The organism is Spirillospora sp. CA-108201 (assembly GCF_050936235.1).
GTDB lineage: Bacteria > Actinomycetota > Actinomycetes > Streptosporangiales > Streptosporangiaceae > Spirillospora.
Window position 1 is genome coordinate 47,295 of record NZ_JBNJNE010000001.1, and the last position, 24,950, is coordinate 72,244.

The following is a 24,950-nucleotide window of genomic DNA, read 5'->3' on the forward strand; positions in this document are numbered from 1 at the left end:
TCATGACGGGCGCGGAACGCGGACCGGCCGCCCGCGGTGCGGGCGGCCGGTCCGGAAGGCGCGGAAGAGCGCGGGCTCAGACGCGCCAGGACTGGACGAGCGCGTCCAGCGTCGCCTCGTCGTAGACGATGCCCTGGGCCTTCAGCTCCTGGGCGACCAGTTCGCCGTCGCCGTGGTGCTTGGCCAGCAGCCGGTACACCGCGTACGGGAACCAGTGGTTGTCGCTGATCCGCTGGATCTCGCTCTCGTCGCAGCGGTAGCCCTCGGCCCTGACCTCGGAGAGCGTCGCGGCGACGTCGCCGTGGCGGCGTTCGAGGATGTCGATGACGAGGGATCGCAGGTTCTCCGGCGCCGGCCCGGCGGGCGCCTCCTCCTCGGGGGCGGCCCCGTAGGAGCTGCGCCCGTTGAGGCTGCCGCGCGACGCGGCGCTGACCACGGCGAGCTCCGGCTCCGGCTCGGGGACCGGAGCGGGCGCCGGCTCGGGCTCGGGCGCGGCGGGCGCCGCCGACGGAGCGGAGGCGGCCGGAGCGGCCGGGGCCTGTGCGGCCGCGCCCGCGGGCGCGGCCTTCGGCTCGGCCCTGCCCGCGGTTCCGGACTCGATCTCCTTGCCGGAGTACCCGGGGACCTGGATCTGCGCGAACGGCCCGGTGTTGCGCAGGGGCATCAGCGTGATCTGGTTCAGCGTGACCGGACCGGCGATCGCGCGCGTCTGCGGCTCGGGCTGCTTGACCTCCTCCTCCTCATCGGCCCTCTGCGACACGTACCGGTGCAGCGTCCGCAGCAGGACGAACAGGCCGAGCATCGACACGATCGGCGGGACCGCGGCCGTGGCCTGGAAGGAGAAGGTCTTGTGGCCGACGTGGCCGACGTTGAAGATGAGGCTGGCCGTCCAGCCCGCGAGGGCGATGGTCAGCGGCAGGCAGAAGTCGAGCCAGCTCATCAGGGCACGGCGCTTTATGACGAAGGCGTCGATGGCCAGCAGGAACAACCCGAGTTCACCGACGATGATGAACAGGTCGACCAGCAGGGGGAACGACTCGGCTTTCCAGCCCCGCAGGCCGTGTTCGAGGGCCCAGTGGTAGAGACCGGCATAGGACTGGGCGAAGCCACCGGCGGTGGCGGTCAGGACCGCGGCCGCCATGAAGGCGATGGCCCCCCACCGTGTGATGACCTGTGCCCGGTTGGCAGCGCTCATGCGCGTGTGCTCCCAGATTCCTTACACAACCAAAAGTGATCGGTGGGAGACTATCCATTCCTTTGCCGTTTCGTGGGCGATTCGCATCACGTCTCGGTCCCGTTCCCCGCGAATCGGCAGGACACGCTGGGGACGACCTCGCAAAAGACCACGGGCGTGAGCCCGGGGGAAACACGGCGGGAGCCCCCCGCGGAAGCGTGGTGTGCGCCCCGCGGCGTCACGGCGGGTACCCCCGCAGCGTCACGGCGGGTACCCCCACAGCGTCATGGCGGGTACCCCCACAGCGTCATGGCGGGTACCCCCACAGCGTCATGGCGGGTACCCCCGCCAAGGCGCGCCGGTGCCTTGGCGGGGGCGGGATTCCGCGGGAGCGGTGACGGAATCCGGCCGCGGAACCCCGGTCAGGGAACCTGCAGGACGAAGTCGAACTTCGCGGTGCGTCCGCTCGGACCGGTCTGGACCTTCATGAGGAGCGCCGGGTCGTAGAGCATGTCGGAGCTGTTCCGGGGCTCGTTCGGGAAGTACAGCTGCGTCGTCAGGATCTGCTGGTAGGGGGCCTGGGCCTTGACGTGGATGTGCCGCGTGCGGCCGGGGTAGAGGCCGGGCACGATCGTCGTGAGGGTGAATTGTCCCGAAGCATCCGTGTATTGATGTCCACGGAGTGTGTAGCCGTAATTGTCGTAATTGCCGTAATAGTCCGCCTGCCAGAAGTCGAGCAGGGCGTGGGCCACCGGCTTGCACGACACCGAGTACACGATCCCGGACACGGTGAGGGGGTCCCCGGCATCCCGGGCGTCACGATCGACGCGCGCTCGGGGGAGCCGGGCTTGAAGTAGGGGCCCTCCATCTGCGAGTGCGTCAGGGTGTCGTCCCCGTCGTCGCACTTGGGCGTGGGGGTGAGCGGCTGCTGCTCCGTGCCGGCCTGCGCTGGCGCGGCCACCGCGGACACGGCGGTGGGCAGCACGAGCGCGCCGATGCCCGCCGCTCCCGCGGCGACGATGAAGTTCTTGCGGCTGATGCCGTTCTCCTGGCCGTCGCCGGTGCCGGGCTCGTGGCCGGTGCCGGTCTCCTGCTCGTCCGCTGGCATGGGGGTTCCTTACCTTCTTCCTGGGTGTTCGTTCCTGACCGTCCGTAGGGTTGGGAGGACCCCGGGAGCGCCAGGTATGGCTTTCATGGGTTTGCCACCTGGGTGGCTTGAGAGGATTGGCCGCCTGGCGCTCCAAGACGACCCGACCGCTGATTGGGATGCGCGAACAGATCGCTGTGTAAGGACACGACGGCGCGGTCGTCTGCGGGACCCCCATGTGAGCTGCGACGACGGAGGAGCCCGATGCCACGCATTTGGGCAGGTGTGGACGCGGGTAAGACCCACCACCACTGCACCGTGATCGACCCCGACGGCAACCGGCTGCTGTCCAGGAAGGTGGTCAACGACGAAGCCGAGATCCTGGGCCTCATCGCCGAGGCCAACGCCTTGGGTGAAGACCTGCGGTGGGCGATCGACCTCAACAGCGGTGGAGGGGCCCTGCTCATCACCCTGCTGCTCGGCCACGGCCAGGACCTGGTCTACATCCCGGGGCGCACCGTCCACCACGCCTCCGGCGCCTACCGGGGCGGCGGCAAGACCGACGCAAAGGACGCCTTCATCATCGCCGACCAGGCCCGCATGCGCCGGGACCTGCACCCGATCGCGTCCTTCGACGAGATCGCCACGGACCTGCGCATCCTCACCGGCCGCCGTACCGACCTGGCCTGCGATCGCACCCGGACCATCAACCGGCTGCGCGACCAGCTCCTGGGCTACTTTCCCGCCCTGGAGCGCGCCTTCGACTACAGCAACAGCAAGGCCGCCCTGACACTGCTCACCGGCTACCGCACCCCCACCTCGCTGCGCAAGATCGGCCAGGCCCGGCTGGAGACATGGCTGCGGGCCCGCAAGGTCCGCAACCCTGCCCGCGTGGCCCTGGCCGCGATCGAGGCCGCCCAGGCCCAGCACACCACGGTCACGGGCGAGAAGACCGCCGCCGCCGTGGTCGAGCGCCTGGCCGAGGAGGTGATCGCCCTGGATGCCGAACTCGCCGAGACCGACGCGGCCATCCAGGCCCGGTTTCGCGAGCACGAACACGCCGCGGTGATCACCAGCCTGCCCGGCATCGGCCCCCTCCTGGGCGCGGAGTTCATCGCCGCCACCGGCGGCGACATGGCCGCGTTCGGCAGCGCGGACCGGCTGGCCGGTGTCTCGGGACTCGCGCCGGTACCCCGGGACTCGGGCAAGATCAGCGGCAACCTGCGCCGGCCCCGGCGCTACAGCCGCCGCCTGCTGCGAGTGTTCTACATGTCCGCCATGGTCAGCATCCGCTGCTGTCCCGCCTCCAAAGCGTTCTACGAGCGCAAGAGGGCCGAGGGCAAGAAGCACATCCAGGCCGTGCTCGCGTTGGCCCGCCGCAGAGTCAACGTGCTGTGGGCGATGCTCAGAGACGGACGCGTCTACATGGCTGCACCCACCCTGAAACTGACCACAGCAGCCTGAACCGCTCACGATCGGTTACGGCGTCGGGTTGACAACCTCATTGGGAATCCTCTCGGGGGTCGTCCGGGATCTTCCGGTTGGCGGGGCTCCCAGGGGGTCGGTCCGCGACATGTATAAGCCGCCGGGGAAGGGGCGGTCTTGCCGCTGCGTGCCGTGACTTTGGCGGCGAGTGCCAAAGCCCGCCCGGAGCGTCGTGCTGACTCGCTCATTGACCTTCCTGACGCGCCGTAGAAGCCTTGCGGGTGGCGTCCGAGATCCCGCCCGCCGACCGGAGGAGCGTCATGCCCACGCTCGTTGACACCTCGGACCACCCTGCCCGCGACCAGGCGGACTTCTGGCGCCACCTGATCAGTTCGGCCTTCGGCCCGTTCCACGTGCAGCCGCGCCTGCCCGGCGGGTTCGCCGCCCGGCTGAGCGGCCGGGCGCTGGGTCCGGTGGAGGCCGGCGACGTGTACGCGCCCGCGCACGCGGTGCGGCGCAGCGCCCTGCAGATCGCCCGCGACACCCGCGAGTGCTACAAGCTCGGCCTGGTGCTGCGCGGCTCGTGCGTGCTGCGGCAGAACGGCCGCCGGGCCGTGGTCGGGCCGGGGGACGTGGTGTTCTACGACCTCACCCGTCCGGTCGAGATCTCCTTCGACGACCACCACATCTTCACCGTCGTGATCCCGCACAGCGCCGTCCCGCTGCCGCGGGAGCGCCTCGCCGAGTTCGGCGGCACCCTCGTCGGGGGGCGGGCCCGGACCGGGCGGCTCGTCTCGTCCTTCCTCGGCGCCCTGGCCGAGAGCGCCGAGGAGGCCGCCCGGGGCGGCGCCGCGAACGGCGCCGAGCCCGCCGCGGGGACCGGGACCGCGCCCGGCGACCCGTTCGGCGGCGCGGCCGACGAGATCTACGCCCACCATCTCGGCGGCGCGCTGGTCGAGCTGGTCGCCGGCGCGGCCGGCGAGTGGCTGGGCGCGCCCCCGCGCCCGTCGCCGGAGGGAGCGGAGATGCTGCGGGCGATCGAGGAGTGGATCGAGGCGCGCCTGCACGACCCGTCGCTGAGCCCCGCCGCGATCGCGGCCGCGCACCACATCTCCGTCCGCCAGCTCTACCGGGTGTTCGCGCCGACGGGGACGACCGTCGCCCGGTACGTCCGGACCCGCCGCCTGGAGCACTGCCGCCGCGAACTCGGCGACCCGTTCCTCGGCACGCAGCGGATCGGCGCGATCGCGGTCCGCTGGGGCCTGCCGGACGCCGCCGCCTTCAGCCGCGCCTTCCGCGCCGCCTACGGGCAGACGCCCAGCGACTACCGCGCCCGCGCCACCGGCATCCTGCGGGACGCCTAGCGCCGTCGATTCGCGGCCGGCGCGAATCGATCCCCGTATCCCGGGAACGCGGAGGGGACGACGTGAACGCGATGGAGGACGCGAGGGGGACGCCGCCATGCCACGCTGGGAAAGCCGCGCCGCCGCCGACGTGCGCGGAGCGGCGCTGCCGCTGGAGTACGCGGAGGACCTGGACCCGCTGCTGGACCGGAACGGGGACGCCCGGTGCGTGCTGATCGGCGAGGCCAGCCACGGGACCCACGAGTACTACGCGTGGCGGGCGGCGCTGACCAGACGGCTGATCGCCGAGCGCGGGTTCGGGGGCGTCGCCGTCGAGGGCGACTGGCCCGACTGCCGCCGGGTCGGCCGCTGCGTGACGCTCGCGCCGGGGGCCGACCGGGATCCGAGGGACGCCCTGGACGCCTACGAGCGGTGGCCGACGTGGATGTGGGCCAACGAGGAGACCGTCCGGTTCTGCCGGTGGCTGCGCGACCGCAACGCGGAACTTCCCCCGGGCGAGCGGGCGGGCTTCCACGGCCTGGACGTCTACAGCCTCTGGGAGTCGCTGCGCGCGGTCGTCGACCACCTGGCGGAGCACCGCCCCGAGTACCTGGACACGGCGCTGGAGGCGTACCGCTGCTTCGAGCCGCACGGCCACGACCCCCGCTCCTACGCGTGGAACACGGCCCTGGTGCCCGGCGGCTGCGCGGCGGAGGTCGCGGACCTGCTGGCCGCGCTGCGCCGCCCGGCGCCGCCGGGAGAGGCCGGCGACCCGGAGGAGGAGTTCGACGCCCTGCAGAACGCCGAGGTGGCGGCGGGCGCCGAGCACTACTACCGCACCATGCTCGGCGGCGGGCCGGAATCGTGGAACGTCCGGGACGTTCACATGGCCGACACGCTGGACCGGCTGATGGGGTTCTACGGCGGCGGGGCCGTCGTGTGGGCGCACAACACCCATGTCGGCGACGCGCGGGCGACCGACATGGCGGGCGCCGGGATGGTCAACCTCGGCCAGCTCGCCAGGGAGCGGCACGGAGCGGACGGCGTCGTTCTGGTCGGGTTCGCGGGCGGGCCCGGCGAGGTCGTCGCCGCGCCGGCCTGGGGCGCCCCGATGGAGGTCATGCACGTCCCGCCGCCGGCGCGCGGCTCGCTGGAGCAGGTGCTGGCCGAGTCGGAACTGCACCGGGCGATGTTCGTCGTGCCTCCGGAGCCGGAGAAGCCCGCCTTCTTCACCGGCGCGCTCGGGCACCGCGCGATCGGCGTCGTGTACGACCCGGACCGGGACCTGCGCCAGTACGTCCCGACCCGGCTCGCCGACCGCTACGACGCGCTGTGCTGGTTCCGCGCGACCTCGGCGCTCCGGCCGCTGCATCTGGAGGCGGCGCGCCGTGGTGAACTGGAGACGATGCCGACCGGCGTCTAACGATCAGGCAGTCCGAGGAGCCGCGCCATGTCCCTGACCATGCGACCGGGCCCGCTCGCCGGTTCGCCCGGCGACGAGGTCAACTTCACGATCGACGGGCCGGTGCACCGGCTGTTCATGCACGACTTCCCCCGCAGGGTGCGCGCCCGTTTCGCGGGGGAGACGGTGCTGGACACCGAGCGCGGGAAGCTCCTGCACGAGACCGGGCTGCTGCCCGTCCTCTACGTGCCGGAGGAGGACGTGCGCACCGAGCTGCTGGAGAAGACCGTCCACACGACGCACTGCCCGTTCAAGGGCGACGCCGTGTACTGGACGGTGCGGGCGGGCGACCGGGCGGCCGAGAACGCGGTCTGGGGGTACCCGGAGCCGAAGCCGGAGTCGGCGTGGCTGCGCGGCCACATGGCCTTCTACTGGGGCCGGATGGACGCCTGGCTCGACGAGGACGAGGAGGTCCACGGCCACCTGCGCGACCCGTTCCACCGCGTCGACGCCCGCGCCACGTCCCGCCGCGTGCGGGTGCTGCTCGACGGCGAGGTCGTCGCCGAGACCGGGCGGCCGAAGCTGCTGTCGGAGACGGGACTGCCCAACCGGTACTACATCCCGGCCGAGGACGTCCGCCGCGACCTGCTGGCCCGGAGCGAGAAGCGGACCTTCTGCCCCTACAAGGGCGAGGCGACCTACTGGTCGCTGGCCGGAGCCGAGGACGCCGCCTGGTCCTACGAGGAGCCGCTGGAGGACGCGGCGAAGATCGGCGGATACCTGTCCTTCGACCACGAGGCCCTGACGATCGAGACCCAGCCGCCCCCGGCCTCCTGACGCCGGGGTAATGCGCTCGCGGAGCGGCGGCCTCCTGCCGCATGATTTCGGCATGCTGGACACCTCCCTGTACGCGGCGTTCGTCGTCGCCGCCTTCGCGCTCTGCGTCACGCCCGGCCCCGACATGATGTTCATCGTCGCGATGGGCGGGCGCGGCGGCCCGGTCACGGGCCTCATGGCCGCGGCGGGGGTCGCCGCCGGCGCCCTCACCCACGCCGTCGCCGCGACGCTCGGCCTGTCCGCGCTGTTCACCGCGCTGCCGGTGCTCTACCACGTGCTGCGCTGGGCCGGCGCCGCCTACCTGCTCTACCTCGCCGTCAGGTCGTTCCGGGACCACGGCGAGCCCGCCGGGGAGAGCGCGGCCCCCGCCGGCCCGGGGCTGCTCCGCGCGTTCTGGCAGGGCGTCGTCACGAACCTGCTCAACCCCAAGGTGATCCTCTTCAACATCGCCTTCCTGCCGCAGTTCGTGAACCCCTCCATGGGGCACCCGATGGTGCAGCTGCTCGTCCTGGGCGTCACGCTCGTCCTGCTCGGCCTGGCCGTGGACGCCGGCGTCGGCCTGCTCTCCGGCCGCCTCGCGAACCTGCTGCGCCGCAGCCGCCGCGTCGCCCGCGGCCTGAACGTCTTCAGCGGGACGGTCTTCACGGGGCTCGCCGTGCGGCTCATCGCCGTCCCCAAGTGAGGTCCTGCGGGTTTACAGTTCTGGTAACCCTGAGCAAAGGAGGCGGCTGTTGGTTCCGTACGCGGCGTCCTCACCGCCTTCCGCGTTCTGGTCGGCGCTCGAACCCGCGCAGCGGACCGCGCTGCGCGGCGCCGCGCGCCCCCGCACGTTCCCGGTCAAGGCGCCGCTGGTGTACCAGGGCGACGAGTCCGACCATGTGATCATCATCGAGCGGGGCTGGGCGAAGGTGACCTCCGCGACCGAGGACGGCCACGACGTGGTGCTGGCCGTCCGCGGCCCCGGCGACCTGCTCGCCGAGAGCGCGGTGCTCGGCGGGCGGCCGCGCGCCGCGACCGTCACCGCGCTGTCCCCGATCCGCGCCCTGGTCGTGCCCGCGGCCCGCTTCACCGGGTTCCTGGACGCGCACCCGGACGTGTGGATGCTCGTCACCGGCACCTTCGTCCAGCGCATGGACGACTCCGACCGGCGGCTGACCGCCCACATCACCAGCCGGGGCCCCGAGCGCCTGGCCGCCCTGCTCGCCGACCTGGCGGAGCGCTCGGCCCACCACGCCCCGCCCGCGGCGGACGGGTCGATCGAGATCGGGCCGCCGCTGTCGCAGGAGGAGCTCGGCAGCTGGATGGACGCCTCCCGGGAGACCGTCGCCCGCGCGCTCGGCGGGCTGCGCCGCGAGGGCCTGATCCGCACCGGCTGGCGCAGGATCACGGTGGTCGACCTGGAGCGCCTCCGCGCGTTCGCCAAGGAGCAGGACTGACGGGCCCGTCCTCCCGCCCTAGGATTCCGGGCATGAGCGGTGACCCCTACCACCACGGCAACCTGAGGCGCGCCGTGCTCGACGCCGCGATCGAGGCGATCGCCGAGGCGGGCCCGGCGACGTGGAGCCTGCGCGAACTGGCGCGCCGCGCCGGGGTGTCGCACGCCGCGCCCGCCCACCACTTCGGCGACAAGGCCGGCGTGCTGACGGCCGTCGCCGCCGAGGGGTACGCGCTGTTCGCCGACGCCCTGGAGGCCGCCGGGGGCGACCTGCACAGCGTCGGGCTCGCCTACGTGCGGTTCGCGGTCGAGCACCGGGCCCACTTCGAGGTCATGTTCGCGCCCGCGCTCTACCGCCCCGACGCCCCGGAGGTCGTCGCCGCCCGCGACCGCGCCGGGCGGATCCTCGCCGAGGGCGTCCGCGGCGCCGCGCCCGGCCGTCCGGCGGGGGACCGGACGGCCGGGATCGCCGCCTGGTCGATCGTGCACGGCTTCGCCCACCTGTGGCTGAGCGGCGCGCTGCGGGACCTCGGCGACGACCCGGTGGAGGCCGCCGAACCGGTCATCCGCCTCCTGTTCGAGCGCTCCGGGTCAGCGTGACGCGGCCTTCTCCCCGACCTCCGGCCGGTCGCCGTCCGGTCCGGCGGGGCGGCGCTCGGGGACGGCGGCCAGATCGGCCCGGAAGCGGCGGTTGAGGGCCGCGCGCACGCGTCCCCGCGCGGTGCGGCCGCGCGGGCTGTCGACGTCGCCGACGGGCGGCGGGACGTCGAGGTCGGCGGCGGGCGCGGGACGCGGATCGGTGATCGCGGCGATCGCCTCGTCCGGAAGGCGGCGCTCGACCTCGCTGAACCGCCCGTCCGGCGACTGGCGGACGATGCCGGTCTCCAGCCCGTGGTGGGCCAGGCCGAGGTCGCGGCGCTGCAGGCCGACGCAGATGCGGTAGGTGACGACGTAGGCCAGCACCGGTCCGAGGATGATGAGGAAGCGGAAGAACCACGTCGTCCAGAACAGCGAGACCTCGAAGCTGTGGGACAGGACGTCGTTGCCGCCCGCGAGCCACAGCGTCCCGTAGAAGACCACGCCGCCGACGCCGATGCCGGTGCGCGCCGGGACGTCGCGCGGCCGGTCGAGCAGGTGGTGGATCTGGGAGTCGCCGGTCACCCAGCGCTCCAGGAACGGGTAGGCGGCCAGGCCGGTGAACAGCAGCCCGGGCACCACGAGGGCCGGGACGACCACGCTCATCGCGACGGTGTGGCCCCAGAGGCTGATCTCCCAGGACGGCATGATCCGCAGCGCGCCCTCCAGCCAGCCCATGTACCAGTCCGGCTGCGACCCGGAGCTGATCGCTCCGGGGTCGTAGGGCCCGAACAGCCAGATCGGGTTGATCTGGACGAACGCGGCCAGCAGCGTGGTCACGCCCAGCACCCACAGGAAGAACGCCGTCGTCTTGGCGATGAAGACGGGGAAGAACGGGTAGCCGCGGACGGTCGTGTTCGAACTGCCCTTGCCCGGGAACTGCGTGTGCGTCTGCCGCCAGGTCAGCACGACGGCGTGCAGGGGGATCAGCGCCGCCAGGATGCCCGGGATCAGCAGCACGTGGATGACGTACAGGCGCGGGATGATGTCGGTGCCGGGGTACTCGCCGCCGAACAGGAACATCACCGCGTACGAGCCGACCAGCGGGATCGACGCGAGCACGCCCTCCAGGATGCGCAGGCCCGTGCCGGACAGCAGGTCGTCCGGCAGCGAGTAGCCGAACAGGCCGTTCAGCATCACGAGCATGAACATGGCGACGCCGATCAGCCAGTTCAGCTCGCGGGGCTTGCGGAACGCGCCCGTGAAGAAGTTGCGCAGCATGTGCACGAGGATCGAGCCCATGAAGATGAGCGTCGACCAGTGGTGGATCTGCCGGACGAGCAGGCCGCCGCGCACGTCGAAACTGATCTTGAGGGAGGAGGCGTACGCCTCGCTCATCTCCACGCCCTTCAGCTTCGTGTACGAGCCGTCGTAGACGACCTCGTGCATGCTCGGCTTGAAGAACAGCGTCAGGTACACCCCGGTCAGCAGGATGATCACGAAGGAGTACATCGCGATCTCGCCGAGCAGGAACGTCCACTGGTCCGGGAAGGCCTTGCGCAGCGCCTTGCGCGCGAATCCGGTGGTGCCGAACCGCTCGTCCAGCGCCCGCGCCGTGACGTCCACTCCCCTGGGCGGCCTCCGCGTGCCGGCCCGCGCCCCGCCGGGCGTCCTCGTTCCCGCCATCGTCCGCATCCCTCCGTCGCGCCGTGGGCAGTCGCGCTTCTGGGAATGAGACCGACCTCGGCCGACAAATGTGACATTCAGGGATGTGGACCGCGTCACACGGCGCGCGGTCGCGCGGCCCCGGCGGTCAGCGCGCCGGGACGGCGAGCCCGCCGCGGCGCAGGTAGCGGGGACGCCAGCGCGCCCGGTAGAGCAGCCGCACCGGCGGCGGGAGCAGTCCCAGCACGGCGCGGCGGGTGCCGTCGGGGGCGCCGTCGAGCAGCCAGGGCAGGAACACCCCGAACCCGCGCAGGCCGAGGCCGCGGCGGAACTCGACGTCGAAGGTGCCCCATTCGAACGGGGTGAGGGTGTCGTGGATCAGGGGCAGGACGTCGGACTCCTTGAAGTCCAGCAGCGCTTCCACCGAGGCCCGCAGGTCGCGCGCGTAGCCGGCGAGCGCGGCGCGGTCGCGGTGCTCCAGCGCCGCGTCCACGCCGTCGATCAGCGGGACGGCCCTCAGCGCCAGCGACGCCATGGCGTCCAGGACCGCGCCGACCCGACCGGGCCCGTCGGCGTCCTTGGCGTACATGACCGTCCAGAGGGCCTCCTTCTCGGCGCGGTCCTGGAGGCTCCAGTGGGAGGTGAACAGGGCCCAGCCGTTCGCGGCCGGGTCCCAGCCGAAGCCGGAGCCGGGCCGGGCGGCCGCCTCCAACCGGGCCGCGTCGCGGCGGAAGGCGTCGTAGGCGGCGTACAGCATCGTCAGGTCGAACTTCCTCGCCACGCTGTCCATGCCGCCTCCCAAGCTCTCCGCGCCCGCGCCGCTCACACAGATAGAGGGGCGGCACGCGCTCGGATGTGACGCGATGCGGAGCCTGACTTCCTGTGATCTGCCCCACGGGCAGCGGGATATGCGGAGGGCGTTCGGCCACCCGCCTCGTCCGGTACGTTGCTGGACGTTCCCAGCGCACGAAGGAAGGGGCCGGGCATGGCTGTTGAGGCGGCGGGGATCGACATCGCCTCCCTGGTTCTGCGGGTGTCGGTGGGCGGCACTCTGATCGCGCACGGGTGGAACCACGCGTTCGGCGGCGGGAGGATCGAGGGCACGGCGGGCTGGTTCGAGTCGATGGGGCTGCGCCCGGGGCGGCTGCACGCGCTGATGGCGACGGGCACCGAGCTCGGCGCGGGCGTCCTGCTGGTGCTCGGGTTGCTGACGCCGCTGGCGGCCGCGGGCGCGGTGGGCACGATGGCGGTCGCCTTCGTCACCGCGCACCTGCGCAACGGCTTCTTCATCTTCCGCCCGGGGCAGGGCTACGAGTACGTCGTGATGATCATGATGGTGGCGTGCGCCGCCGGCGCGCTGGGCGGCGGAGCGCTGTCGCTGGACCGCGCCCTCGGGATCGAGGACGACCTGGCGGGCTGGACGGGCCTGGCCCTCACGGCCCTGGCCGGGGGAGCCGGCGCCGCACTCCTGCTGGCCGCCTTCTGGCGTCCCGGCAGGCGCCCCGCCGGGGCGCCGGAGGACTGACCCGCGCGGTGCCCGGCCGGATCTCGCCCGGGTCGGATAGCGTCACGGGCGTGCGACCCTCGATCTCCGAAGAGCCCGAAGCACGGCTGGAATCCCTCCATTCCGTCCTGGACCTGCTGGATCTGGAAGAGCTCGACCGGGACCTCTACCGGGGCGCCCTCGTCTTCGACGACCCGTACCCGCTGTACGGCGGGCAGGTCGCGGCGCAGGCGCTGCGCGCGGCGGGCGGCACCGTCCCGGAGGGGCGGCTGCCGCACTCGCTGCACGGCTACTTCCTGCGCGGCGGCGACGCTGCACGGCCGACGATCTTCCGGGTGGACCGGGACCGCGACGGCCGCTCGTTCTCCGCACGCCGCGTGGTGGCGCTGCAGGGCGGCGAGGTCATCTTCAACATGTCGGTGTCGTTCCAGCGGCCCGCCGAAGACGACGACCGGCAGGTGCACCCCGCCCCGCGGGCCCCGGAGCCGGAGGGCCTCCCGGCCTCCCCGGTCCCGCGCCTGTTCTCCATGGAGAGCCGCGTGCCGCCGCAGCCCTACGAGGCGGCCGACTTCCCGACGCGGCTGTGGTCGCGCTGCACCGCGCCGCTGCCGGACGACGACCTGCTGCACGCGTGCGTGCTGACGTACCTGTCCGACATCTCCAGCGGGCTGATCGCGCTGCACGACGGGGCCGCCCGGTCGGGGTCCAGCCTCGACCACGCCGTCTGGTTCCACCGGCCCGTCCGGATGGACGACTGGGTGCTGATGGACCTCGTTCCGCAGACGGTCGCCGCCGGTCGCGGCTGGTACACCGGGACGATCCACGCCCGCGACGGCGTGCTCGTCGCCAGCCTCACCCAGGAGACCCTCTTCCGCACGCCGCGCTCCTGACGCGCGCCGGGGCCGGCCTCCGCGCGGAGGCCGGCCCGCGGTGGTGCTATCGCCAGGTGTCGTCGGCGGTGCGGCTCGACGTGCCGGTCGTGTAGGTGCGGTTGGCGCCGGCCTCCCACGTCACGGCCCCGTCGTCGGTCTTCTTGATGTACTTGTACTCGATCCTGGTGTTGGCGGGCAGCGTGACCGTCCCGTTCCAGATCGGGTAGCCGGACGGGGACAGCTTGACCGCCCTGGCGGTGTCCCACGAGCCGAGCGCCGCGGCGTCGCCGACCAGGTAGACGCTCGTGCCCCAGGTGGTGGTGGCGTTGACGTTGAAGGTGTCGGAGACGGTCCCGGGGTCGGAGGTGGGCGGCGGCGTCTGCCCCGACCGGGCGTCCGCGTGGATCGCGACGGCGCCGCCCGCGGGGATCGTCACGGTCGCCGTCCCGCCCGACACGGTCACGGCGGTGCCCTGGCAGCCGCCGGAGCCGAGGCCGCCGGTGATGACGTCGCAGTAGACGCCGTCCGCGAGCCCGGTCCGGTAGGACGCCGTGGACGGGCCGGAGGAGTCGTTCAGGCCGATCCAGCCCTTCGAGCCGCGGCTGAACCCGATGACGTTCCCCGCGGTGGCCGTGAAGTTGCCGACGGCCGTGGCGGACGCCGTCGCGTTGTGCCAGCCGACCATGCCCTTCATCCCGGTGGAGCGGGTGAGGCACTGCCAGCCGTTCGAGCAGTTCGCGCCGGTGACGAACCCGCGCGAGTCGGCGGGCGGCGACTGCCCGGCCGAGGACCAGGTGAACCCGTCGTACACCGAGGGCCTGCCGTACGGGTAGGCCAGCAGGAAGTAGTTCGCCAGGGTGTAGTCGGAGCCGCTCTTGTAGTTGAGCGTGGACCCGTCCCGCTCGGTGTCGTGGTTGGTGATCATGGTGTGGGTCCGGGAGCCGTCCGCGTCCAGCGACCAGGACGGGATGCCCGACAGGTTCGACAGGGTCCCGTTCTGGAACTGGGTCTTCAGGCCCTGGGCGTAGGAGAAGCCGAGCACGTCGCCGTTGCCGGTGAACGCCGACGGCTTCAGGTCGGCCGCGCTCGACCCGGGGAAGATCTCCTGCGCGATGTAGGGCGCCCTGCCCTCGGCGGTGGTGGTGCGCAGCGCGCTCCTGATGGCGGCGAAGTCGCTCTGGGCGACGTGCTTGGCGGCGTCGACGCGGAACCCGTCCACGCCGAGGCCGATCAGGTCGTTGAGATACCCGGCGATCTTGTCGCGCACGTAGCCGGACTGGGTCTTCAGGTCGGACAGCGAGACCAGTTCGCAGTTCTGCACCTCGGAGGTGTTGTTCCAGTCGTCGATGCCCGCGTCGTCGTCGTTGCAGTACCCGTCGTTGGCGTGGTGGAAGTCGCCGTACCCGTACGGGACGGCGGGGTAGGCGAACCCGCCGGGGTCGAAGGTCGAGCCGCCGTAGGTGGTGTTCAGCGTGTTGTTGCGGCCCGCCATGTGGTTGACGACCGCGTCCGCGTAGACGCGGACGCCCGCGTCGTGGCATGCCGCGACCATGGAGGAGAACTGGGCGCGGGTTCCGAGCCTGCTGGTCAGCCCGTAGGAGACGGGCTGGTACACCTCCCACCACGGATGGGAGCCGTCGTTGGTCGAGGCGAGGCTGACCGACTCGGCCGGCGGCGCGACCTGGACGGCCCCGTAGCCGGCGGGCCCGAGGTGGTCGGTGCACGCGGCCGCGACGGACGGCCAGTTCCATTCCCAGAGGTTGGCGGTGACGTCGCTCGCGTTGAGGGACGCGGCGGCTCTGGCGGGGCGGTCGGGGAGCAGGGCGGCGACGGGCGCCGTCCCGGCGAGGACGAGGAGGCCGGCGGCGAGCAGCGACCGGCGGCGGGGGGCTCTGGCGCGGGGGGTTCTCAGGCGTGGGGCGTCGTTGGCAGACACTTCGGCGAACTCCTGTCACAGGGCGCCTGGCGGGCGCCTGAAGGGGTGGGGGACGGCCGTCCGCGAGCAACGCGAGAATGCTCTCTTCTTGCAGTCAGGTCAAGAGTTTGCGCAAGATTTCAATGAACTTGCAGAAAGGTGGCAGCCTCAGGAGGTGGACGCCTCGCCGCGGGCGGCGAGGCGTTCCCGCTGGGGAACGACGGTGTACCGGGGGTCCTCGGCCGACTGCACGCCCGCGTGGAAGACGCCGAAACGCGTGCAGGCCGAACTCGCCAGGAGCGCGGCCCCGCTCAGCGCCGCCGCGGCCCGGCTGCGCCAGCCGAGCAGGACGCAGCCCGCGGTGCCCGCGGCGGAGAGGATCTCGCCCGCCCGCATGTACGCTCCGCCCCGGCCCCGCCTGTACGGCTCGGCGACCGGCCCGGCCCGGTGCTCCAGCGCCTTGGCCGCGGCGAGTTCCAGGCCGGCGCCGAACACGGCGGCGGTGCGCATCGGGGCGTTCTCCCGGAGGGGCGCGGCGACCAGCGCCATGCCGGCCGCCGCGGCGGCGGCGGAGCCGACGAAGACGAACGGCAGCTCGCGGTGCGCCTCGTGCCAGGCGGGGACGGCGGTGTCGGCGGCGAGCACGGCGGTGTAGGCGGCGACGGCCGGCCCCAGCGCGGCGGCCCCGGCGGTGGCGGCACGGCCGAGGCGCGGGAACAGCCCGGTCACCTCCAGCGCGGCCGCGGCGCCCGCGGCGGGGCCGTAGGCGGCCAGCAGCCAGGAGCCGACGCTCATCGGCGACGTCGGCTTCATGACGCGCAGCATGTTGCAGAACCGCTCCGGCCGCCCGAGGTCGTGGACCAGCGCGGCCGTGGACCCGCCGATGGCGGCCAGCGAGGAGATCTTCAACGCCCGCGCTGCGGCCGGGCGCCCGGTGAGCTGCGCGCCGGCGGCGAGCACGGACCCGGCGCCGGCCAGCCCGCCGAGGAAGAAGTACCCCGCGACGTCGAAGGACTTCCACACCGGCGGTTTCAGGATGGGCCTGCCGTAGTAGGAGGTGAACTCCGCCTCCGGCACCATGGCCTTCTCAGTGCGGGCCTTCTCACCGCGCCCGCCCCTGCGCCGTCGCCCGCCGCGCGGGCCCTTGCCGATCTCGGCCTCCCGGCCCGGCCTGGCGCCGTGCACGCCGTCCTTGCCGACCTCCGACGAGCTCATCGCGCGCTCCCCTCGCGGCCGTGCGCGGCGAACACGGCGGCGAGCCCGCCGAGCAGCGCGGCGGCGGCGACGCCCGCGTGCCGCCACATGGACGGCAGGTCGCGCGTGGTGACGACCGGATCCGGCGGCAGCCCGTAGACCTCCGGCTCGTCCAGCAGGAGGAAGAAGGCGCCGTCGCCGCCGACGCCGTCGTCCGGGTCGTGCCCGTAGAGGCGGGCGTCCTCGACGCCGAGGTCGTGGAGCTGGTCGACGCGCAGCGCGGCCCGCTCGCGCAGCTCGTCCAGCGGGCCGAACTGGATCGAGTCGGTCGGGCACGCCTTCGCGCACGCGGGTTCCTGCCCCGCGCCGAGACGGTCGTAGCAGAGGGTGCACTTCCAGACCCGCCCGTCGTCCTTGCGTTGGTCGATGACCCCGTACGGGCAGGCGGGCACGCAGTAGCCGCAGCCGTTGCAGATGTCCTGCTGGACGACCACCGTGCCGAACTCGGTGCGGAACAGCGAGCCGGTGGGGCACACGTCGAGGCAGGCGGCGTGCGTGCAGTGCTTGCACACGTCGGAGGCCATCAGCCAGCGCATGCCGTCCGCGCCCGGCGCCGCGCCCTGGTCGGCGGCACCGTGGTCGGCGGCACCGTGGTCGACGCCGGTCTCGTTCTGGCCGATCGGCTTGCTCTGCTCGATGAAGGCGACATGCCGCCAGGTGTCGGCGCCGAGGCCCTGGGTGTGGTCGTAGGACATGCCCGTGAACTCGAGGCCGTCCTCGGGGACGGCGTTCCACTCCTTGCACGCCACCTCGCACGCCTTGCAGCCGATGCACACCGAGGTGTCGGTGAAGAAGCCCATGCGGGGCGGGTGGTCGGCGTAGCCGGAGTCGGCGGCGACGTCGGGCTCCGCTCCGGCGAGCAGGTTCCGTCCTATGAGGCTGCGCATTTCCACGACTCCCATCGACGACACCGGCCCCTACCCGACTTCCCGGGGACGCGTCGCCTACACACCGCCCCGCCGGGCTCACCGGGGGGCGGCGGGCGCCGTCAGATGCTCATCGCCTTCCACTGGCGGTCGGCGACGGGACGCCAGGTGTCGTGCCGCTCGTGGAAGAGCGCGACCGCCTGCGCGCCGCTCCAGTCCTCGGGCAGGAGCGCCGCGGGGAGGCCGGGGTCGAGGAACGGGAACCGGCGCCACTCCTGGACGAGCCTGGTGTGCGCGGCGAACGTCCCCGGGTCGTCGGCGGGACGCAGCGCGGCGACGGCGTCGAGGAAGTCCTCGTAGGCGAGCCCGATCTCCCCCAGGTCCCAGGCCTGGCGCGCCACGCGCCGCGCCTCGGCCAGGTCGCCGAGGCGCCCGGTGAACAGCGTGGAGCCGTCCGCGACGCCGATCCCGGCGAGGACCTCCCTGACCTCGGGTTCGCGCTCGGGGTGCGGGCTGACCCACACGCCGGGGGAGAGGTTCCCGAGGCCGCTCCAGGCGAGCCGGGTCCGCAGCAGGTGGCGCAGGCGCCGGCTGGTCTCCGGGACGGTGGCGAGGACGAGCAGCCACCGCCCGTCCCACGCCCCGGCCGGGCGGCCGAAGCCGTAGATCCGCTCGGTGCCGTCGGTGAGCAGCCGCTCCCCGGACGGGGTGAGCCGCCAGGCGGTGCGGCGCCCGTGCCGCTCCCCGGCGAGCCAGCCCTCGCCGGCGCTGCGGGCGAGCGCCTGCCGGACGGCCTTCTCCTCGACGCCGAGGAGCCCGAGCGCGCGCAGGAACGTCGCCGTCCACACCGGCTCGCCGCCGGGAAGGACGAACTCGCCCAGCACGGTCAGCAGCAGCGAGCGCGCGCTCGCCGCGCCGAGTTCGCGCCGGCGCCGGAACCTCGGCTCCGGGTGCGCCGCGTCCTCGCCGGTTCGGGCCATGTGCTCCTCCTCTGGGCCCTGATGGGCACGCCCGTCTGGGACGCCGTCCAGTATCGCGCGGACCCGCCCCGGGGGCGCGCGCGTCCGGTCCGAAGCCTCCTCGTTCCACAAGTCTATTGACTAGCGTTTCATCTATGTAGAGCATTGGGCCCACGGTTCCCGGCGAGGGGAGACCTCGATGACCGCTGAAACGGCGACCGCACCGGTCCCGCCCGACACCTTCAACGCCTCCGACTACCTGCTCCGGGCGGCGTCCGGGCCCGGCGGCGGCCGGACGGCGCTGACCGGTCCGGCCGGGGACCTGAGCTACGCCGGGCTCGCCGAGCTGGCCGGGAACATCGCCGCCGGCCTGGGACGCCGGGGGCTGCGCGCCGAGGAGCGGGTGGTGCTGTTCATGGCCGACGGCCCGCTCATGGCCGCCGCGATCCTCGGCGCGATGCGGCTCGGCGCCGTCCCGGTGCCGGTGTCGACGATGCTGACGGGCCCCGAGCTCGGCGCCCTGCTGGCCGATGCGCGGGCCAGGGTGCTGCTGGTCAGCGGCATGTTCGCGGTCGCCGCCGAGGCGGCGCTGGCGCACGCTCCCGGCGTCCGGTGCGTCGCGGTCGAGGGGGACCTGGCAGAGGGGGGCGCGGTGCTCCGGGCTCCGGCGGGGGTGAGGGTGGAGGCGTTCGAGACCTTGGTCGGCGAGGGCCGCGCCCGCGGCGGCGCTCCGGCCGAACCGTATGCGACCTCGGGCGACTCCAGCGCCCTGTGGCTCTACACGTCCGGGACGACGGGCCGGCCGAAGGGAGCGATGCACCGGCACGCCAACATCCGGCACGTCGTGGAGAGCTACGGCCGCCAGGTCCTCGGCATCCGGCCGGACGACCGCTGCTACTCGGTCGCCAAGCTGTTCTTCGCCTACGGGATCGGCAACTCGCTGTTCTTCCCCCTCGCCGCCGGCGCCACCGCCGTCCTGGATCCGGACCGCCCGACCCCGGCCTCGGTGGCGGCGCGGCTGGCCGAGTACCGGCCGACCCTGTTCTTCGCCGTCCCGACCTTCTTCGCCGCGATCCTCAACGCCGGGGTCCCGGCCGAGGCGTTCGCGTCGGTGCGGCTGGCGGTGTCGGCGGGGGAGCCCCTGCCCGCCGAGCTGTGCCGCCGCTTCACCGAGCGGTACGGCGTGGAGATCATCGACGGGATCGGCTCCACGGAGTGCCTGCACATCTTCCTGTCGAACCGGCCCGGCCGGGTCCGCCCGGGGACGACGGGCACCGCCGTCCCCGGCTACGAACTGCGGGTCGTGGACGCCGCCGGGGCCGACGTCCGGCCGGGGACGCCGGGCTCGCTGCTGGTGAAGGGCGAGTCGATCGCGACGGGCTACTGGTGCCGCACGGCGGCGACCCGGCAGGTCTTCCAGGGGGAGTGGCTGCGCACGGGCGACACCTACGTGGTGGACGAGGACGGCTACTACACCTGCCTGGGCCGGACGGGCGACATGCTCAAGGCCGGCGGCATCTGGGTGTCGCCGGCCGAGGTGGAGGGCCGGCTGCTGGAGCACCCCGCGGTGGCGATGGCCGCCGTCGTCGGGCTGCCGGACGCCGACGGCCTGGACAAGCCCGTCGCCTGCGTCGTGCTCAAGGAGGGCGCGGCCGCCGAGCCGGACGAGCTGATCGCGTTCTGCCGGTCGGGCCTCGCGGCGTTCAAGCGGCCCCGCGAGGTGCTGGTCGTGGACGGGCTGCCCACGACGCCGACCGGCAAGCTGCGCCGCTTCGCCGTCCGCGAGCTCGCCTCGGCCCTGCTCGCCGCGCCCTGACCCGTCCCGCGGCCGTCCCGCCCGGGGCCGCCGCGCGAGTCGAAATGCTACAAACTCTTGACGTAGCGAATGAAATCTGTGGAGCATGATGAGACGGCACCGGCGGAAGGACAGCCCATGATCAGCCCGCACGTGGAGTTCCGGGTGGACCCGTCCCGCTACCGGCACTGGCGCCTGGACGTCGACGGCGAGGTCGCCACCCTCACGATGGCGGTGGACGAACGGGGCGGGCTGGTCCCCGGATACGAGCTGAAGCTGAACTCCTACGACCTCGGCGTCGACATCGAGCTCTACGACGCCGTCCAGCGGCTCCGCTTCGAGCACCCCGCGGTGCGCGCGGTGGTCGTCACCAGCGGCAGGGAGAAGATCTTCTGCGCGGGCGCCAACATCCGGATGCTGGCCGCGTCCCCGCACGCCTGGAAGGTCAACTTCTGCAAGTTCACCAACGAGACCCGCAACGGCATCGAGGACGCGACGGCGAACTCCGGTCAGACCTACCTGGCGGCGCTGAACGGCACCGCGTCCGGCGGCGGGTACGAGCTGGCCCTCGCCTGCGAGCACATCATGCTCGTCGACGACCGCTCCTCGGCGGTGTCGCTGCCGGAGCTGCCGCTGCTCGGCGTCCTGCCGGGCACCGGCGGCCTGACCCGCGTGTCGGACAAGCGGCGCGTGCGCCGCGACCGCGCCGACTACTTCTCCACCAGGGCCGAGGGGCTCGGCGGCAGGAAGGCCGTCGCGTGGGGCCTGGTGGACGAGGCCGTCCCGCGCACCGCCTGGGACGAGACGGTCGCCGAACGCGCGCGGGAGCTGGCGGCCCGCTCGTCGCGCCCGCGCGAGGCCGAGGGGATCGCGCTGGCGCCGCTCGGCAAGGACCGCACGGACGCCTCGATCGCCTACCGGCACGTCTCGGCGCGGCTCGACCGCGGCGCCGGCGCCGCCGAGATCACGGTCACCGGCCCGGACGCCCCTCCCGGCGGCGTGCGCGACCCGGGCTTCTGGACGCTCGCCATGACCCGCGAGCTGGACGACCTGATCCTCGACCTGCGGACGAACGAGCCGGAGCTCGGCACGTGGGTGCTGCGCACGCGCGGGACGGCCGAGCACGTCCTCGCGCACGACCGGCTGCTGCTCGGCGACGCCGGCGACTGGCTCGCCAGCGAGGTCGTGCACTACCTCAAGCGGACCCTGAAGCGGCTGGACGTCACCAGCCGCAGCCTCATCGCCCTGATCGAGCCCGGAAGCTGCTTCGCCGGCTCCCTCCTGGAGCTCGCGCTCGCCGCCGACCGCTCCTACCAGCTCGACGGCGTCTTCGAGGACGTCGATCCGGACGCCGCCCCCGCCGCGGTCACCGTGGACGCGATGAACCTCGGCCCGCTCCCGATGGGCAACGGCCTCACCCGCCTCGCGACCCGGTTCCTCGGCCACGGCGACGCCCTCGCCGCCGCCGGCGACGCCGCGGGCAAGCCGCTGGAGGCCGCCGACGCCGAGGGCCTCGGCCTGGTCACCTTCGCGCCCGACGACCTCGACTGGGACGAGGAGATCCGCATCGCCGTCGAGGAGCGGGCCGGCTTCAGCCCCGACGCGCTCACCGGCCTGGAGGCCAACTACCGCTTCCCCGGCCCCGAGACCCTGGAGACCAAGATCTTCGGACGGCTGTCCGCCTGGCAGAACTGGATCTTCACGCGCCCGAACGCGTCCGGACCGGACGGCGCCCTGCGCCGCTACGGGACCGGGCGGCGGGCCGACTTCGACCGAAAGCGAGTCTGAGCGATGGCCACCGCCGCCGACTACGGCGAGAAGATCCCCAACAACGTCGACCTGCACGAGGACCGGCGCCTCCAGCGCGCCCTGGAGTCGTGGCAGCCGAACTTCCTGTCCTGGTGGGAGTCCATGGGCCCGACGCTGCCGACGCGGGAGGTCTACCTGCGCACGGCCGTCGGCGTCGGCCGCGAGGGCTGGGCGCACTTCGGGCACGTCGCCATGAAGGACTACCGGTGGGGCATCTTCCTGGCCGAGCGCGACGGCGACCGCCGCATCGGCTTCGGCACCCACAAGGGCGAGCCCGCCTGGCAGAAGGTCCCCGGCGAGTACCGCGCCGACCTCCAGCGCCTCATCGTCATCCAGGGCGACACCGAGCCCGCGTCCGTGGAGCAGCAGCGCAACCTCGGCGCCACCGCGCCCAGCCTCTACGACCTGCGCAACCTGTTCCAGGTGAACGTCGAGGAGGGCCGCCACCTGTGGGCGATGGTCTACCTCCTGCACGCCCACTTCGGGCGCGAGGGGCGGGAGGAGGCCGAGGAGCTGCTGCACCGCAACTCCGGCAGCGAGGAGTCGCCCCGCATCCTCGGCGCCTTCAACGAGGAGACCCCCGACTGGCTCTCCTTCTTCATGTTCACCTACTTCACCGACCGGGACGGCAAGTACCAGCTCGGCACGCTGAAGGAGTCCGGTTTCGACCCGCTGTCGCGCACCTGCGAGTTCATGCTCAAGGAGGAGGCCCACCACATGATGGTCGGCACCACGGGCATCGACCGGGTCGTCGAGCGGACCGTCCAGCTGATGCGGGAGCACGACACCGACGACGTCGCCCCGCACGGCGGGATCTCCCTGGACGTCGTCCAGAAGTACCTGAACTTCCACTACTCGGTCTCGCTCGACCTGTTCGGCTCCGAGACGTCCAGCAACGTCGCCAACTACTACACGGCGGGGCTCAAGGGTCGCTGGATGGAGGACCGCCGCCAGGACGACCACCGCCTCACCGACGACGCCTTCCTGGTGGACGCCCTCGTCGACGGCGCCGTCGGGCAGACGGAGGTCGCCGCGCTCGTCGGCCTCAACACCGACCTGCGCCGCGCGTACGTCGCCGACTGCCAGAGCGGCGTCAACCGCTGGAACCGCATCCTGTCCGAGGCGGGACTCCCGCAGCGCCTGTACCTGCCGAGCGTCGCGTTCAACCGCAGGGTCGGCGCCTTCGCCGGCATCGAGGCCGCCCCGGACGGCGAGCCGCTCGACGCCGCCGAGTGGGAGCGGCGCAGGGACGCATGGCTGCCGACGGAGGTGGACAGGACCCACGTCCGGTCGCTCATGCGGCCCGTCCACGAGCGCGGCAGGATCGCCGCCTGGATCGCGCCGCCCCGCAACGGGATCAACGGGCGCCCCTTCGACCACGAGTACGTCCGCCTCTAGGCGGCGCCTCTAGCCGGCGGCGGGGAAGAGCCGCAGCCAGGCGCTCGCGGGGCCGGGCTCGCGCGCCTCGACGGGTTCGAACTCCGGTCCGGCCCCGGCGATCCCCCGGTGCACGGCCGCGGAGACGATCAGCCCGAGGGCGTCCGCGACGCCTGCGAGCCGCCGCCGCAGGTCGTCCGACTCCAGCAGCCGGGCGGCGCGGGCGAGCGCCGCCCCGGTGACCCCTCCGGCCCGGCGTGCACCGGGCCCGTGTCGACCGCGACCCGCACCTGGAAGCGCCGCCCCCCGGCCGCGCTCCCGTTGTGCCGGCCGACGCGCTCGGCGAGCGCCCGCACCAGCGGATCCGCCGGGGCGCTCACCGGGACGCCGGGCGGGACGACGAGCAGCACGCCGTCGCCGCGGTCCTCGCGGTGGCAGGCCGCCCAGGACACTCCGGCGGCGGCGAACGACTCCTCCAGCGACCGGAACAGCACCCGCCGGATGGCCGCGCGGTCCGTCTCGGTCCGGTCCGGGGAGCCGAACCCCACCACGTCGGCGAACACGACCGTGCAGTCCTGCCCCGTGAGGAACAGGGACCCGGACACGGCCTCCGGGCGGGGTTCGCCGCCCGCCGTGAGCCGCTCCAGCCGGACCGGGTCGAGGACGTCGATCGTGCCGTCCCCGGCGTGCACGAGGCCCGCGCCGTTCCACTCGCTGAGCACGCTGGCCACCGCCGCGGGCGACGACGACGTCCAGCCCGCCAGCTCGGCGCCCGTCACCGGGAGCGTCCCGGCCCGCGCCCGCGCCAGCGTGGTGAACAGCGCGGCCAGCCTGCGCTCGGTGTCGGCGAGCTCGGTGCCCGAGGTGCGGGCCGCCGCCTCGACGGTGCGGTCGTGGGCCTGCTTCTCCAGCACCGACTGCACGCCCGCGTGCCGTCGCACGACGCGCCGGAAGTCGGCCGCGCCGATGACCAGCGCCTCCACGCCGTCCAGCGCGATCACCGTGGCCGACCAGGCGTCGCCCTCGAACAGCGCCCGCTCGCCGATGAGGTCGCCGGGACCGCGGACGGCCACGATCCGCTCCTCGCCCGCCCGGTCGACGCGGACCTTCGTCCAGCCCGACCGGATGACGACGACGTAGTCGGCCGGATACCCCTGCCGCAGGATCGGCGCGCCCGGTCCGAAGGTGCGCGGCCGCGCGACGCCGCGGACGGCGTCGCGCTCGTCGGAGCCCAGGGCGTGCCAGAAGCTGTCCCGGAGCCTGCCGGCCTCGTCGGCGGACCGCGCCCGGGCCGCCCGCGCCCGCGCCGAGGCGGCCCTGGCCCGCGCGAACCCGACCAGCGGCGCCACGAACAGGGCCAGGACGGCGAGCGTGAACGCGGCGAGCAGCGCCGCCGCGGACGTCCCGGTCGCCGCGGCCGCCCACGCCGTGCACGCCGCCCCGAGGACGCCGAACGCCACGACCCCCACGCGAGCGCCCGCCCCGGATCCGCGGCGGGCGAGGACGCGGGCCCGGTCCCGTCCGCGGCGAAGGCGGGCGAGGCGTCGGAGAACGCCTCCAGCAGCCGCCGCGCCCGTCCCGGCCCGCCCGGCGGCGCGGTGTCCGGCCCGCCGGCGGGCGAGGCGTCCGAGAACGCCTCCAGCAGTCCGCGCCAG

The 24,950-nt window shown here is 73.5% G+C and carries 21 protein-coding genes; 12 read left to right on the forward strand and 9 right to left on the reverse strand.

Annotated features, from left to right (window positions below; all coding sequences use genetic code 11):
- Positions 1-76: 76 nt before the first annotated feature.
- Both ACQEU6_RS00285 and ACQEU6_RS00290 read right to left on the reverse strand, forming a co-directional pair.
- A complete protein-coding gene (locus tag ACQEU6_RS00285) occupies positions 77-1,195 on the reverse strand; it encodes a DUF2637 domain-containing protein (RefSeq protein ID WP_499328406.1) in 1,119 nt (372 codons plus the stop codon).
- A 401-nt stretch (positions 1,196-1,596) separates the two neighbouring features.
- On the reverse strand, positions 1,597-1,962 hold the full coding sequence (locus tag ACQEU6_RS00290) for a dioxygenase family protein (RefSeq protein ID WP_499328408.1): 366 nt from the start codon (positions 1,960-1,962) through the stop codon (positions 1,597-1,599).
- A gap of 563 nt (positions 1,963-2,525) precedes the next feature.
- Between ACQEU6_RS00290 and ACQEU6_RS00295 the strand changes: the two genes are divergently transcribed.
- The 7 genes from ACQEU6_RS00295 (at position 2,526) to ACQEU6_RS00325 (ending at position 9,303) form a co-directional block, all read left to right on the forward strand.
- Entirely contained in the window at positions 2,526-3,725 is a 1,200-nt protein-coding gene (locus ACQEU6_RS00295) for an IS110 family RNA-guided transposase (protein WP_499328410.1), read from the forward strand.
- A gap of 281 nt (positions 3,726-4,006) precedes the next feature.
- Positions 4,007-5,050: an AraC-like ligand-binding domain-containing protein gene (locus ACQEU6_RS00300; protein WP_499328412.1), complete on the forward strand. Its 1,044-nt coding sequence runs from the start codon at positions 4,007-4,009 to the stop codon at positions 5,048-5,050.
- A gap of 97 nt (positions 5,051-5,147) precedes the next feature.
- Complete coding sequence (locus tag ACQEU6_RS00305; protein WP_499328414.1) at positions 5,148-6,452, forward strand: erythromycin esterase family protein; 1,305 nt, start codon at positions 5,148-5,150, stop codon at positions 6,450-6,452.
- A gap of 27 nt (positions 6,453-6,479) precedes the next feature.
- Complete coding sequence (locus ACQEU6_RS00310; protein ID WP_499328415.1) at positions 6,480-7,268, forward strand: DUF427 domain-containing protein; 789 nt, start codon at positions 6,480-6,482, stop codon at positions 7,266-7,268.
- Positions 7,269-7,320: 52 nt separating this feature from the next.
- Positions 7,321-7,950 carry a LysE family translocator gene (locus ACQEU6_RS00315; protein ID WP_499328417.1) on the forward strand — a complete coding sequence of 210 codons (630 nt, stop codon included), beginning with the start codon at positions 7,321-7,323 and terminating at the stop codon, positions 7,948-7,950.
- A 49-nt stretch (positions 7,951-7,999) separates the two neighbouring features.
- Positions 8,000-8,704: a Crp/Fnr family transcriptional regulator gene (locus ACQEU6_RS00320; RefSeq protein ID WP_499328419.1), complete on the forward strand. Its 705-nt coding sequence runs from the start codon at positions 8,000-8,002 to the stop codon at positions 8,702-8,704.
- A 32-nt stretch (positions 8,705-8,736) separates the two neighbouring features.
- Complete coding sequence (locus tag ACQEU6_RS00325; RefSeq protein WP_499328421.1) at positions 8,737-9,303, forward strand: TetR/AcrR family transcriptional regulator; 567 nt, start codon at positions 8,737-8,739, stop codon at positions 9,301-9,303.
- On the opposite strand, the gene qcrB is transcribed toward ACQEU6_RS00325, so the two are convergent.
- Both qcrB and ACQEU6_RS00335 read right to left on the reverse strand, forming a co-directional pair.
- Positions 9,295-10,965, reverse strand: coding sequence for a cytochrome bc1 complex cytochrome b subunit (gene qcrB / locus ACQEU6_RS00330; RefSeq protein WP_499328422.1), 1,671 nt, complete (start codon positions 10,963-10,965; stop codon positions 9,295-9,297). The two genes, ACQEU6_RS00325 and qcrB, sit on opposite strands and share 9 nt — an antisense overlap.
- A gap of 127 nt (positions 10,966-11,092) precedes the next feature.
- A complete protein-coding gene (locus tag ACQEU6_RS00335) occupies positions 11,093-11,734 on the reverse strand; it encodes a hypothetical protein (protein WP_499328423.1) in 642 nt (213 codons plus the stop codon).
- Between the two features lie 195 nt (positions 11,735-11,929).
- On the opposite strand from ACQEU6_RS00335, the gene ACQEU6_RS00340 reads away from it, so the two are divergent.
- A complete protein-coding gene (locus ACQEU6_RS00340) occupies positions 11,930-12,469 on the forward strand; it encodes a DoxX family protein (RefSeq protein ID WP_499328425.1) in 540 nt (179 codons plus the stop codon).
- A 50-nt stretch (positions 12,470-12,519) separates the two neighbouring features.
- Entirely contained in the window at positions 12,520-13,338 is an 819-nt protein-coding gene (locus ACQEU6_RS00345; protein WP_499328427.1) for an acyl-CoA thioesterase, read from the forward strand.
- A gap of 46 nt (positions 13,339-13,384) precedes the next feature.
- Here ACQEU6_RS00345 and ACQEU6_RS00350 read toward each other — a convergent pair whose 3' ends face one another.
- The 4 genes from ACQEU6_RS00350 to ACQEU6_RS00365 form a co-directional block, all read right to left on the reverse strand.
- Positions 13,385-15,256 carry a carbohydrate-binding module family 20 domain-containing protein gene (locus tag ACQEU6_RS00350; protein WP_499328429.1) on the reverse strand — a complete coding sequence of 624 codons (1,872 nt, stop codon included), beginning with the start codon at positions 15,254-15,256 and terminating at the stop codon, positions 13,385-13,387.
- Between the two features lie 147 nt (positions 15,257-15,403).
- Entirely contained in the window at positions 15,404-16,450 is a 1,047-nt protein-coding gene (gene nrfD / locus ACQEU6_RS00355) for an NrfD/PsrC family molybdoenzyme membrane anchor subunit (protein ID WP_499328431.1), read from the reverse strand.
- Entirely contained in the window at positions 16,447-17,289 is an 843-nt protein-coding gene (locus ACQEU6_RS00360; RefSeq protein ID WP_499340067.1) for a 4Fe-4S dicluster domain-containing protein, read from the reverse strand. Before ACQEU6_RS00360 ends, nrfD begins: the two co-directional genes overlap by 4 nt.
- A gap of 188 nt (positions 17,290-17,477) precedes the next feature.
- The gene (locus ACQEU6_RS00365; RefSeq protein WP_499328433.1) at positions 17,478-18,335 is read right to left on the reverse strand and encodes a PaaX family transcriptional regulator; all 858 of its coding nucleotides are present in this window, start codon (positions 18,333-18,335) and stop codon (positions 17,478-17,480) included.
- A gap of 178 nt (positions 18,336-18,513) precedes the next feature.
- Here ACQEU6_RS00365 and ACQEU6_RS00370 point away from each other — a divergent pair, with 178 nt between their 5' ends.
- From ACQEU6_RS00370 to boxB, 3 genes are all read left to right on the forward strand, one after another.
- Positions 18,514-20,130, forward strand: a complete 1,617-nt coding sequence (locus ACQEU6_RS00370; RefSeq protein ID WP_499328435.1) for a benzoate-CoA ligase family protein — start codon at positions 18,514-18,516, stop codon at positions 20,128-20,130.
- A gap of 117 nt (positions 20,131-20,247) precedes the next feature.
- A complete protein-coding gene (gene boxC / locus ACQEU6_RS00375; RefSeq protein WP_499328437.1) occupies positions 20,248-21,897 on the forward strand; it encodes a 2,3-epoxybenzoyl-CoA dihydrolase in 1,650 nt (549 codons plus the stop codon).
- A gap of 3 nt (positions 21,898-21,900) precedes the next feature.
- Positions 21,901-23,316: a benzoyl-CoA 2,3-epoxidase subunit BoxB gene (gene boxB / locus ACQEU6_RS00380; RefSeq protein WP_499328439.1), complete on the forward strand. Its 1,416-nt coding sequence runs from the start codon at positions 21,901-21,903 to the stop codon at positions 23,314-23,316.
- A 128-nt stretch (positions 23,317-23,444) separates the two neighbouring features.
- Here boxB and ACQEU6_RS00385 read toward each other — a convergent pair whose 3' ends face one another.
- Positions 23,445-24,755 (reverse strand): cyclic nucleotide-binding domain-containing protein, encoded by a 1,311-nt coding sequence (locus tag ACQEU6_RS00385; protein WP_499328441.1) that lies wholly within the window; start codon positions 24,753-24,755, stop codon positions 23,445-23,447.
- Positions 24,756-24,950 lie beyond the last annotated feature (195 nt).